The sequence below is a fragment of the Methylobacterium nigriterrae genome, from assembly GCF_037106235.1.
Lineage (GTDB): Bacteria > Pseudomonadota > Alphaproteobacteria > Rhizobiales > Beijerinckiaceae > Methylobacterium > Methylobacterium nigriterrae.
Genome location: NZ_JBAWTG010000144.1, coordinates 1 through 11306 on the forward strand (window position 1 = coordinate 1; position 11306 = coordinate 11306).

General features: G+C 64.6%; 11 protein-coding genes. 8 read left to right on the forward strand and 3 right to left on the reverse strand.

Annotation, left to right across the window (positions count from 1 at the left end):
* Positions 1–95: 95 nt before the first annotated feature.
* On the reverse strand, positions 96–659 hold the full coding sequence (locus WDW90_RS31420) for a YbfB/YjiJ family MFS transporter (protein WP_336491486.1): 564 nt from the start codon (positions 657–659) through the stop codon (positions 96–98).
* Between the two features lie 78 nt (positions 660–737).
* Between WDW90_RS31420 and WDW90_RS31425 the strand changes: the two genes are divergently transcribed.
* Both WDW90_RS31425 and WDW90_RS31430 read left to right on the forward strand, forming a co-directional pair.
* A complete protein-coding gene (locus tag WDW90_RS31425; protein ID WP_336491488.1) occupies positions 738–1616 on the forward strand; it encodes a LysR family transcriptional regulator in 879 nt (292 codons plus the stop codon).
* Positions 1617–1707: 91 nt separating this feature from the next.
* The gene (locus WDW90_RS31430; protein WP_336491489.1) at positions 1708–1899 is read left to right on the forward strand and encodes a helix-hairpin-helix domain-containing protein; all 192 of its coding nucleotides are present in this window, start codon (positions 1708–1710) and stop codon (positions 1897–1899) included.
* 572 nt (positions 1900–2471) lie between these two features.
* Here WDW90_RS31430 and WDW90_RS31435 read toward each other — a convergent pair.
* Complete coding sequence (locus WDW90_RS31435; RefSeq protein WP_336491490.1) at positions 2472–3380, reverse strand: LysR family transcriptional regulator; 909 nt, start codon at positions 3378–3380, stop codon at positions 2472–2474.
* Between the two features lie 214 nt (positions 3381–3594).
* On the opposite strand from WDW90_RS31435, the gene WDW90_RS31440 reads away from it, so the two are divergent.
* The 5 genes from WDW90_RS31440 (at position 3595) to gabD (ending at position 9768) form a co-directional block, all read left to right on the forward strand.
* Positions 3595–4905: a dicarboxylate/amino acid:cation symporter gene (locus WDW90_RS31440; RefSeq protein WP_336491491.1), complete on the forward strand. Its 1311-nt coding sequence runs from the start codon at positions 3595–3597 to the stop codon at positions 4903–4905.
* 110 nt (positions 4906–5015) lie between these two features.
* Positions 5016–5870: a bifunctional allantoicase/(S)-ureidoglycine aminohydrolase gene (locus WDW90_RS31445; protein WP_336491493.1), complete on the forward strand. Its 855-nt coding sequence runs from the start codon at positions 5016–5018 to the stop codon at positions 5868–5870.
* Positions 5867–6373 (forward strand): ureidoglycolate lyase, encoded by a 507-nt coding sequence (locus WDW90_RS31450; RefSeq protein ID WP_336491494.1) that lies wholly within the window; start codon positions 5867–5869, stop codon positions 6371–6373. Before WDW90_RS31445 ends, WDW90_RS31450 begins: the two co-directional genes overlap by 4 nt.
* Positions 6374–6561: 188 nt before the next feature.
* Positions 6562–8223: an acetolactate synthase large subunit gene (locus WDW90_RS31455; RefSeq protein ID WP_336491495.1), complete on the forward strand. Its 1662-nt coding sequence runs from the start codon at positions 6562–6564 to the stop codon at positions 8221–8223.
* A gap of 48 nt (positions 8224–8271) precedes the next feature.
* Positions 8272–9768: an NADP-dependent succinate-semialdehyde dehydrogenase gene (gabD, locus tag WDW90_RS31460; protein WP_336491496.1), complete on the forward strand. Its 1497-nt coding sequence runs from the start codon at positions 8272–8274 to the stop codon at positions 9766–9768.
* Between the two features lie 136 nt (positions 9769–9904).
* On the opposite strand, the gene WDW90_RS31465 is transcribed toward gabD, so the two are convergent.
* A complete protein-coding gene (locus tag WDW90_RS31465; RefSeq protein ID WP_336491497.1) occupies positions 9905–10096 on the reverse strand; it encodes a hypothetical protein in 192 nt (63 codons plus the stop codon).
* Positions 10097–10817: 721 nt separating this feature from the next.
* Between WDW90_RS31465 and WDW90_RS31470 the strand changes: the two genes are divergently transcribed.
* A complete protein-coding gene (locus WDW90_RS31470; protein WP_336491499.1) occupies positions 10818–11198 on the forward strand; it encodes an AtpZ/AtpI family protein in 381 nt (126 codons plus the stop codon).
* Positions 11199–11306: the final 108 nt, after the last annotated feature.

Consider the following 11306-nt stretch of genomic DNA (forward strand, 5'->3'; position numbering starts at 1 on the left):
ACAGCGCCTCCACTCAGCCCTCGGGTACCGTACGCCTGAGCAGGCCGAGCAGCGCTGGGCAACGTAACCTCCGTGTCCACAAAAACGGGGGAGGATCACAGCGCGCCTGCCCCGGCGATCAGCCCCAGCTCCAGCCACAGCCGATCCGCCGGCTGGCTTCCACCGAGCCAAGTCAGGAGGCCAGCCAATGCAATGCCGAGCCCGACCCCGGTGTAGATCCAGGCCCCCAACTGTGAGACCTGACGCCGGGCAAGCTCGGCCAAGCACCAGCTGCTCGCGCAGACCAGCGCCCAGGCGCTGAACACGCCGGCTGCCGCGCGCAGCAGGGCCCCGGCGAAGACACTGGGAATGGCATCGGCTCCTGCAGTCGCCAGCGTCGTGAGCGCCACGCCTACGAGGCTCAGCAGCAGGCCGCGACGCGGGTTGCTGGAGAACCAGGAGGCGGTCAGGGCACCGACGAAGTAGCCGCCGTAGTTGGCGGCCGCCCACTCCGCGCCGGCTGCAGCGCTCAGGGACCCATCTCGCATCATCAATGGCATCAGCGGCGTGAAGGCGAACCGGCCGACGCCCATGGCGATGGCGAGAGCGACGACACCGCTGCTGACGATCAGCCAAGTCGAGCGGGAGTGGGGTGGGAGAGAAGAAGATGTGGTGCTCATGGGCCGATCCGATTAAGCACCCGAACTCCGTTCTTGGAAAATGAATTCTTGTGACATATCATTCCCCGTATGAGAACGATGGACCTGGATGACCTCCACATCTTCCGCAGCGTGGTGCGGGAGGGCGGTGTGACGCGCGCTGCAAGCCTGCTGCATCGTGTGCCGTCTAACGTGACAACCCGGATCAAGCAGCTCGAGGAGCGGCTGGGTGTAACGCTGTTCCGCCGCCAGGGGCGAAGCCTGACCCTCACCGAGGCAGGCCGCACGCTGCTGGGCCACGCCGAGAAGCTGCTGCAAATGGCTGACTTGGCCGAGCAGGAGATGCGCAGCGGTATCGTGCGCGGTGTACTGCGGCTGGGTTCCCTAGAAAGCGCGGCAGGCGCAAGGTTGCCGCCGATCCTGTCAGCCTTTCACGCACAACACCCCAACGTCACGATCGAGCTGCAAACCGGCACGACCCGCGCGTTGCTGCGCCAGCTCGACCGCTTCGAGGTTGAGGCCGCCTTCGTGTCCGAGCCCTTTGAGAAGGGCAGCCTCTCTGCACTTCCAGCCTTTGACGAGGAGCTGGTGCTGATTACCGCCAAAGGTGGGCCGGCGATCCGCGAAGCTGTCGAGCTACGTGGGCGGACACTGGTGGCGTTCCCGCATGGTTGCTCCTACCGCCAGCGCCTAATCGAGTGGTTGGCCGAAGGCGGCACGTCGCCCGACCGGGTTCTGGAGATGAGCTCGTACCACGCCATCGTGGCGTGCGTGGCGGCCGGTACAGGTGCGGCGATCGTGCCGGCGGAGGTGCTTGATCAGGCCGTGTTGAGCACGGCCGTGGAGCGCCATCTGCTGCCCCCGCATCTGCGGGTCAATCGTACCCACCTCGTATGGTCCGGTGAGGCCAGCGCGTCGTTGCAGGCCCTGATGGGGCTTTTGCCCAGCGCGGCCGCCAGTGAGGAGGCGATTGGGTGAAGATGCCAACGCTGCCCGTTCCATGAAGTCAGGACCGGAACGGGAGCAAGCCCCCGGCGTTGCGGTCGGACCATAGCTAGGGACGGGTCCGATGGTCGATCTCAACACGACAGCCGCCGAGGAGCTAGACAGCGTACCTGCGCTGCAAGGCCACGGCTTTGAGATCGTGCGCTACCGGAAGGAGCAGGGCCGGTTCACTAGTCTGCGACAGCTCGATGAGGTGCCGGGTCTCAGTGACAAAACAGGCGGTATCGCGGATCAGGTCACAGTATTGGATAGCTAGGCCGCCCACCAAGCTTACGCGCCACTCAGCCGGCTGCCGCAAGCATGTTTGGAAGCGGAGAAGCCGTTGTCGATCATCCCGGGACGGCTGCTTCGCGCCCATTGCCGCCTGCTAGCTGGCCCACACGGTAGCTCCGAAGGTGACATTGCAGGAGCTCAGGTTACAGGCCTACGTCGCGACGGGAGCGGAACTTCCGCGGCCTCCTTCCCAGAGCAGCATCATGCGGTCAGACAGGAGGCGACAAGTCCTTCTCAGACACGTGGTCCGCCCTCGCGAGGACTCACGGCCGTACCTGCGGCTTTGTCGCTTCCCACGTCCCGGCGACGGGACCTCGGAGGAGCAGGGCCCGTCAGCCCCACTCCGAATGGCGATCCCTCGATGATGCTGGGGCCAAGCCTTTCCGCCCCCGTTCCACACACCATCACTCTGAGGCACAACCGCCCCGTTCGCTACTCGACGGTGGCAGGCTCAATACGGCATCTCGCCTGTAGACCCTTAAACTAGCTCGACGTCGGCTTTGAAGAACCTGCGCTCGCCGGCGCTCTCAGCATCAGAATTCCACGCTGGCTGCATTACATTTCTCCGGAACGAAGCTGTTCCGCAAAATTCTGAGCACTGCTGCGCATTGCGGAGAGAAAATTCTCGACAATGGAACCTGGGCCTTTGATATACAATGCATATACATCGGCCGATGGCGAAGATGTGTCCAACTGTTTATATATAACTTTTGGATGTTTAAAGTTGCCTATGAATTCGGGAATCATTGCAATGCCAAGCCCAGCGGCAACAAGACTCGTCAGTGACGCGGCCTCAACAACTTGTTGAGATATGCGGGGGGCGAAACCATTTTCTACGCAGGCCTCCCAAAGATAGTTAGCAAAAAGAGAGTCCTTCAGCCGCAGAAATACAAACGTCTCACTTCTAAGTTTTGGTAAGGATAGATTTTCATGCGCCGCCAGGTGATGACCCGCCGGCAGAATCACATTTATGCTTTCTTTCCACGCGAGCTCTCTCGCGAGATCCGTATCCTGCGGGGGGCTACGCAAAAAGCTGATGTCGGTATGCCCATGTTTTAGTGCGGATACCTGTTTATCCGGTGACATTTCGTGAATGCGCAAATCTACCTCAGGATAATTCTTGCCAAAGGCATGTATCAATTTGCCGAGCGGTCCGGCCAGCATCGATCCTGTCAGCCCAACGTTGATTATGCCAGCCGTTCCGCCGCCAATAGCGCGCGCTCGATCGATCGCTTCAGTCGCTCGCTCGAGGATCGAAATCGCCCGTGTTAAGAAATCCTGTCCAGCCGGGGTGAGCGCGACACGGCGGGTCGTCCGTTCGAACAACTCGGTTCCGATCTCGACCTCGAGATCCCGGATCTGCTGGCTCAGCGGAGGTTGCGCTATGCCAAGATCCCGAGCGGCTGCGGTGAAGCTAAGGTGTTTGGCGACCGCAACGAAATAGCGCAGATGACGAAGTTCCATGGCTCAGATCCATACGATTTTTATTCTGATTGAAACATAAGAAATATTTGACGTCTAGATAAATATGCATGATCGTGCTAACGGCGGTTGAGAGCGCGTCGCTGCACTGCACAATCATGCACATATTGGTGGGCGCTGCTCAATTGGCTTTCCGTTGCACCAGGGCCGGGCAGCCGGAAGGGAAACAGGCCCGAAAAATCAGAGGGAGGTGCGCATGAGCCGCTTCTTCACGTCTCTGTTCGGTCAGGTCGTCGCCGCGCTCGTGCTCGGCGTCGCGATCGGCCTCCTCTGGCCGGACTTCGCGGTCAGCCTCAAGCCGCTCGGCGACGCTTTCATCAAGCTCATCAAGATGGCGATCGCACCCCTCGTGTTCGGCGTGGTGGTGCACGGCATCGTCAGCGCGGGCGACCTGCGCAAGGTCGGGCGCGTCGGGCTCAAATCCCTGATCTACTTCGAGGCCGTCACGACGCTCGCCCTCGCCCTCGGCATCGTGCTCGCCTACCTGTTCGAGCCCGGCCTAGGCATGAACGTCAATCCGGCAAGCCTGGATGGCGCGGCGCTCGCCGGCTACACCAGCCATGTCAAGGAGGTGACCAGCACCGTCGATTTCCTGATGAAGCTCGTACCGACGACGCTGGTCGACGCCTTCGCCAAGGGCGATATTCTGCAGGTCTTGATCATCGCGATCCTGTTCGGCTCCGGCCTCTCGCTCTTGGGTGAGCGCGGCAAGCCGCTCGCCGATAGCCTGGAGCGGATCACCGAGGTCCTGTTCAAGATCATTGGCTTCATCGTGAAGCTCGCGCCGCTGGGCGTCCTCGGCGCGGTGGCCTTCACAGTCGGCAAGTACGGCGTCGGCTCGCTGAAGCAGCTCGGCATGCTGGTCGCCCTGTTCTATGCGGGCGTCGCCTTCTTCGTCTTCGTCGTGCTCGGCACCATTTTGCGCTTTGCCGGCTTCAATATCCTCAAGTTCCTGGCCTACCTGCGCGAGGAACTGACGGTGGTGGCGGGCACGGCCTCCTCCGACAGCGTGCTGCCGCAGGTGATGCGCAAGCTGGAACGCCTCGGCATCAAGGATTCGACGGTCGGCCTCGTGATACCGACCGGCTACTCGTTCAACCTCGACGCGTTCTCGCTCTACCTGACGCTCGCGACCGTGTTCATCGCCCAGGCGACGAACACGCCGCTGAGCTTCGGGCACCTGCTGCTGATCCTCGGCATCGCGCTCCTCACCTCGAAGGGCGCGCACGGCATTCCCGGTTCGGCGATCGTGGTGCTCGCAGCCACCCTGTCGGCCGTGCCCGAGATCCCGGTGATCGGCCTCGTCCTCGTCCTGTCGATCGACTGGTTCGTCGGCATCGCCCGCGCGCTCGGCAACCTGATCGGCAATTGCGTGGCGACCGTGGTGATCGCAGCTTGGGAGGGCGACATCGACCGCGACCAGGCCCACCGCGTCCTCAACGGCGAGGTCGTCACCGATACGACGGCGGTACTCGACACGCCGATCGTTGAAGCCCGGCCCGTCTGATGACAGCGACGCGCCGGTGCGGCGGGGTCTGGGTTTCATCCGATCCCCCACCCCGGCGGCGCTACCGCTCCTCTCATCCTGCTGTTCTGGCGAAACACCGGAGAATCCCTATGAACACATCTCCCCCCTACAACCCGCGCTGCGGCGGCCTGCCCCCTCAGACCGCCCTGATGACGGGCCGGGCCGTCTTTACCGAGGCCTACGCCGTCATCCCCAAAGGCGTTATGAGCGACATCGTTACGAGCCGGCTGCCCTTCTGGGATGAGACCAGCGTCTGGATGTTGTCGCGGCCGCTGTCCGGCTTTTCGGAGACCTTCGCGCAGTACCTAATGGAGGTCGCCCCCGGCGGCGGCAGCGAACGGCCGGAACTCGACGCGGAAGCCGAAGGCGTGCTGGTGGTGGTCGGCGGCAATCTGAGCCTCGTCCTCGACGGGCAGGCACACGAGTTGCGCCCCGGCAGCTATGCCTATCTGCCGCCCGGCGCGAACTGGACGCTGCGCAACTGCGGCTCCGAGCCCGCCCGCTTCCACTGGGTCCGCAAGGCCTACGAGCGTGTGCCGGGCATCGAGCTCCCCCCGGCCTTCGTCCGGCACGAATCGGAGATCGACCCGGTTGGAATGGCGGGCACGGACGGCGCCTGGGCCACGACCCGCTTTGTCTCGCCCGACGATGTGCGCCACGACATGCACGTCAACATCGTCACGTTCCGGCCCGGCGCCTCGATCCCCTTCGAGGAGACGCATGTGATGGAGCACGGGCTGTTCGTGCTCGAAGGCAAGGCGGTGTACAAGCTCAACCGCGATTGGGTCGAGGTCGAGGCCGGTGACTTCCTGTGGCTGCGCGCCTTCTGCCCGCAGGCCTGCTACGCGGGTGGTCCTGGCCCGTTCCGCTATCTGCTTTACAAGGACGTCAACCGGCATCCCGCCCTCGCGCCCCGGAGCAAGCCCTGCGGAGTGGCGCGATGAGCGCTCGCCACCTCACCGCACAACCCCTCACGGCCGAGGCCTTCGCGCCCTTCGGCACGGTAATTGACAAGGCTACCGCCGACCCGCGTCCGATGAATGCCGGCATGGCGCGCCGCTTCCACGACCTCGCGGAAGTACGTGTGATGGACGAGGGCGGGCGCGTCGTGATCGGCCTCGTCGAGGCCGAGCCCTATGCCATGCCGCTGACCTTCAGCCTCGTCGAGCGTCACCCGCTCGGCTCCCAGGCCTTCGTGCCGTTGAACGCCGCGCCGTTCCTCGTCGTGGTCTGCCCGGACGATGGCGGCAAGCCAGGCCGGGCGCGGGCCTTTGTCACGGCACCCGGGCAAGGGGTCTGCTACGCCATCGGCACGTGGCACGGCGTGCTTACACCTTTCGGTGCGCCCCAGGAGTTCGTGGTGATCGACCGCGGCGGCGCGGGCGTGAACCTGGAGGAACACGTTTTCGACGAGCCTTGGACGATCCACCTCGCGGAAGGGATCTGAACACGAACCACTTCTGCGGCGGCCGACGCCCGTCCGTTCGCTCGACATCGCAGGCCCCGTCGCTGAAACGAGTTATTCTGAAACGCCTGAAGCTGCGGGGCCAAGCGGCCCTACCAACAGGCTCGACACCGGCTGGGTCGCGCAGGAGACTGCTTCGTCGCTCTCGGCGGGAAAGGGAGGACATGTTCATGCAGAAGGGATCCGACCTTCTGGTCCGAGCTCTCGAGAACGAGGGCGTCGAGCGGATCTTCGGCATTCCGGGTGAGGAGAACCTCGACGTTGTCGAGAGCCTGCGCACCTCGGCGATCGAGCTCGTCCTCACCCGCCACGAGCAGGCCGCCGCCTTCATGGCCGCCACCCACGGGCGGCTGACGGGCCGGCCGGGCGTCTGCCTCTCGACGCTGGGTCCCGGCGCCTTGAACTTCACCACGGGCGCGGCCTACGCGCATCTCGGCGCCATGCCGATGCTGATGATCACCGGCCAGAAGCCGATCCTGACGAGCCGCCAAGCCCGCTTCCAGATCGTCGACATCATCGGGGCGATGCGCCCGCTCACCAAGATGACCCGCCAGATCGTGTCGGCAGCCTCAATCCCGACGCTGGTGCGCGACGCCTTCCGGGTCGCCACCGAGGAGCGTCCCGGCCCGGTCCACCTCGAACTGCCTGAGGACATCGCGGCCGAGATGGCGGACGTCGCCCTGGTGCCCCCGCACCCAATTGAGCGGCCGGTGGCGGCGCCCAGCGCCATCGAGCGCGCCGCTGCGATGATCCTCGCCGCAAAGCGCCCGCTGATCATGATCGGGGCGGCCGGCAACCGGCCGCGGCTGGTCGAACCACTCTCCGATTTCGTGCGACGCACCCGTATCCCGTTCTTCAACACCCAGATGGGCAAGGGCGCGGTCACGGGCGGCTCAAAGCTCTATCTCGGCACCGCAGCGCTCTCCGAGCGCGACTACGTGCACCGCGCGATCGACCGGGCGGACCTGATCATCTCGATCGGGCACGACACGGTGGAGAAGCCCCCATTCCTGATGGGGCAGGTTGCAGGCGGCCCGAAGGTGATCCACGTCGGCTACGTGTCGGCAAGCGTCGAGCAGGTCTTCCACCCGGATGCCGAAGTAGTGGGCGACATCGGCGCGACCGTGACGGCTCTGGCCGACAGACTCGGCGGGCGCCTCGACCCGGATCTCGGCATGCTCGACCTGCGTCGGTCGATCCTGGAGCGGATCAACGACCGGGCCGGCGAGGATCGCTTCCCGGTGACGCCGCAGCGCCTCGTGCACGACGTGCGGGCCGTGATGCCGGAGGACGGCATCGTCTGCCTCGACAACGGCATGTACAAGATCTGGTTCGCGCGCAACTACCGCACGCGCATCGCGAACACGCTGCTCCTCGACAATGCGCTCGCCACGATGGGCGCTGGCCTGCCTACCGCCATGATGGCGAAGCTCCTCAACCCTGATCGGCGGGTCATGGCGGTCTGCGGCGACGGCGGCTTCATGATGAACTCGCAGGAACTCGAAACCGCGATGCGCCTGAAGCTCGACCTCGTAGTGCTGATTCTGGAGGACTCGGCCTATGGGATGATCCGCTGGAAGCAGGCGGTGGATGCCTTCGCGGATTACGGCATGACCTTTGGCAACCCGGACTTCGTCGCCTACGCCAATTCCTACGGCGCGACTGGTCACCGGATCGCCGCGGTGGGCGAGCTGACTCCAACACTCGAAGCCGCCTTCGCGGCGGGTGGGGTCCATCTCGTGGCGGTGCCGGTCGACTACGTGGAGAACAACCGGGTCCTCATCGAGGAACTCCGGCACGGGATCGGCGGCCCCGAACCGGCCGCATATTAGGTGCCGGCCGTCCGGGCTGGCCTGCCGCGACATACTGGGAGACGTCTCATGACCACGATGACAGTGCAGGATCGCTCGCTCTCCCTGCGGCGGCCCGACTTGTTCCGCGAGCAGGCTTATATCGACGGCGCTTTCGTGAAAGCCGACGGCGGCGAGACCATCGCGGTCGACAACCCGGCCACGGGCACGACCCTTGGCAGGGTGCCGAAGATGGGCGCGCCCGAGGCCGAGCGCGCCATCAGGTCTGCCGAGGCAGCGCTCCCCGGCTGGCGGCGGCGCACCGCCAAGGAGCGCGCCGGCATCCTGCGGCGCTGGTTCACCCTGATCATGGAGAACCAAGAGGATCTGGCCGCGATCATGACGGCCGAGCAGGGCAAGCCGATCAGTGAGAGCCGTGGCGAGATCGCCTACGCAGCTTCCTTCATCGAGTGGTTCGCCGAGGAGGCCAAGCGCGTTTATGGCGACGTCATCCCGGCGCACGGCCCGGACAAGCGCATCGTGGTGCTCAAGCAGCCGATCGGCGTCTGCGCGGCGATCACGCCCTGGAACTTCCCGGCCGCCATGATCACGCGCAAGGCGGGCCCTGCGCTCGCGGCCGGCTGCACCATGGTGCTCAAGCCCGCAAGCCAGACGCCTTTCTCGGCACTCGCCCTCTGCGTGCTCGCCGAGGAGGCCGGGATCCCTAAGGGCGTGCTGTCCTGCGTGACCGGCTCGGCCCAGGCGATTGGCGGCGCAATGACGGGGAGCCCCATCGTGCGCAAGCTCTCCTTCACCGGCTCGACCGAGATCGGCCGCGAGCTTCTCGCGCAATGTGCGAAGACGATCAAGAAGACCTCCATGGAACTCGGCGGCAACGCCCCCTTCATCGTCTTTGACGACGCGGACCTCGACCTCGCCGTGAAGGGGGCGATCGCCTCGAAGTACCGCAATGCCGGACAGACCTGCGTCTGCGCCAACCGCATCCTGGTGCAGGACGGCGTCTACGATGCTTTCGCGGAGCGCCTCGCCAAGGCAGTGCAGGTCATGCCGGTGGGCGACGGCTTCGCGGACGGGACGCTGATCGGCCCTCTCATCGACGCCAAGGCGGTCGCCAAGGTTGAGGAGCACGTCTCGGACGCGGTCGAGAAAGGAGCCCGCATCGTCACCGGTGGCCGGCGCCACTCACTCGGCGGCAGCTTCTACGAGCCGACCGTTCTCGCCGACACCACGCCCGCCATGAGGATCTTTCGCGAGGAGACCTTCGGACCGGTCGCCCCCCTCTTCCGCTTCCGCACCGAGGAGGAGGCGGTAACGCTCGCCAATGACACGGAGTTCGGCCTCGCCTCCTACTTCTACGGCCGCGACATCGGCCGGGTCTGGCGGGTTGCCGAGGCGCTCGACTACGGCATCGTCGGGATCAACGAAGGGATCATCTCGACCGAGGTAGCGCCCTTCGGCGGTGTCAAGGAAAGTGGGCTCGGTCGCGAGGGCTCCTATTACGGCATCGAGGATTACCTGGAGATCAAGTATCTCTGCATGGGCGGGATCGGAGAGCCTCTTGCCTGATGAGCCCATCCCACTACGCATCGCTGACCCGCATAACTCACACAAGGCCTTCTGTTAGACCTTCAGCTGCACTCTGCACGTCAGCATCGTGGTGGCGCCGGCCATCAAGTCGTGGGAAGGGAGCACAGCGCGGCGCTTAGCTGAGATCCTGATCATGGCTGACGAGCGCACATCGCGTGATGACGAAACCACTGTATTGGGTCGCTTCACGCCCGATTGGTCGTTCGGCGGATCCAGCGGTGTGCTTCCTGACCGCAGGCCTGTCACGGCGGCCTTTAACGGGATCGGGCATCGCTTCATCGACCGCGACTTGGACGATCTCGACCACGCCCTCGCGATCACGGTCCACAGGGGCCGGCGGCACGCGCTGACCCAGTGTTCGATAGGATCTTCGGTCGTCGGCGGAAGGACAACCCGGGGATAACAGGGAAAGAAAAAAGATGATCTCTATAGTAGTGCTCCTGTTATCGCCGGCGAACAGGGACACAACCTGCCCAGAGTCCAGTCACGTTCTTGTCTGGTCCTCACCGAAGGCCGCTCCGCTTCGCGGTGCTGGTAGAACGATTCGCCCGCCTCAGTCCCGCTTACTCATCGGGGCTGGCGGCTCATGACAGGGCAGTTCGGGCCTGAAATGGCCCCTCTCGCCGTGGATGTCGGTGCGTGAAACCGCGCCGGGGCGGGATGGGCCGCCCCGGGGACCGATCACGACCGAGAGAACAGAGACGGATAACACCATAATTTTCCTATCATAACCGGCCCGTTGTCCCGGCGGCTCCACGACGGAGGACGGCGGGGGCCCAACTGCCATTTTGGGGAGGGCCGACCAAAGGGCTCACCGGGACGCCGGCACGGCCTAGTTCCGGATCGACTCTCAGCAACGGTCAGCGCTCTCGAAAGCCCTTCAGAGAGCGTCGGACAGAGGATCGGTCCTACTGCACGACGCACCGTGGCAGGCGGCTGCATTCGGTCCATGTCGGTTCCATGCGATAAACACCGCTTCAAGGGAGTTCCAGCCAATTCCCCTTACCCTCGCGAAGCGGGATTTCACCATGAGCGGCAACGACGCGAAGGACGAGGGGGAACAGGAACGCGGAACGAGACCGGAGGGCGATCTCTCCGCGAGGCTCAAACGTCTCGAGACGCAGATCGACCGGAAGCGACCGTCGGCTTCTCCCGAGCATTCGTCGCGCCCCGGCTCGTCCGATGGGCCGTCTCCTCTCGGGCGCGCGATGCAACTCTCCACGGAGTTCGTCGCGGGCGTGATTGCGGGAGGGATTCTCGGCTGGATCTTCGATCGTTTCCTCGGGACGAAGCCCTGGGGCTTGATCGTGTTCCTCATGCTGGGCTTCATCACGGGCGTCTACAACGTGATGCGCGCGTCCGGCTTCAGTGGGCCGCGCTCCGGATCGGGCTACCGGCGGAGCTCGTAAGACAGACAACTAGCGAGCGGATGGGACCGCCAGGGTCTGCTCGGCAGAGGGATACACGACCCGCAGGGGCGCGGCGTCCGCCCGTACGGCCACAGGCACGGAGGTCTG

What these genes read in the sequence shown, in the direction of transcription:
- WDW90_RS31420 (WP_336491486.1), bottom strand. Translation starts at nt 659, where the DNA reads ATGAGCACCACATCTTCTTCTCTCCCACCCCACTCCCGCTCGACTTGG.
- WDW90_RS31425 (WP_336491488.1), top strand. Translation starts at nt 738, where the DNA reads ATGGACCTGGATGACCTCCACATCTTCCGCAGCGTGGTGCGGGAGGGC.
- WDW90_RS31430 (WP_336491489.1), top strand. Translation starts at nt 1,708, where the DNA reads ATGGTCGATCTCAACACGACAGCCGCCGAGGAGCTAGACAGCGTACCT.
- WDW90_RS31435 (WP_336491490.1), bottom strand. Translation starts at nt 3,380, where the DNA reads ATGGAACTTCGTCATCTGCGCTATTTCGTTGCGGTCGCCAAACACCTT.
- WDW90_RS31440 (WP_336491491.1), top strand. Translation starts at nt 3,595, where the DNA reads ATGAGCCGCTTCTTCACGTCTCTGTTCGGTCAGGTCGTCGCCGCGCTC.
- WDW90_RS31445 (WP_336491493.1), top strand. Translation starts at nt 5,016, where the DNA reads ATGAACACATCTCCCCCCTACAACCCGCGCTGCGGCGGCCTGCCCCCT.
- WDW90_RS31450 (WP_336491494.1), top strand. Translation starts at nt 5,867, where the DNA reads ATGAGCGCTCGCCACCTCACCGCACAACCCCTCACGGCCGAGGCCTTC.
- WDW90_RS31455 (WP_336491495.1), top strand. Translation starts at nt 6,562, where the DNA reads ATGCAGAAGGGATCCGACCTTCTGGTCCGAGCTCTCGAGAACGAGGGC.
- gabD (WP_336491496.1), top strand. Translation starts at nt 8,272, where the DNA reads ATGACCACGATGACAGTGCAGGATCGCTCGCTCTCCCTGCGGCGGCCC.
- WDW90_RS31470 (WP_336491499.1), top strand. Translation starts at nt 10,818, where the DNA reads ATGAGCGGCAACGACGCGAAGGACGAGGGGGAACAGGAACGCGGAACG.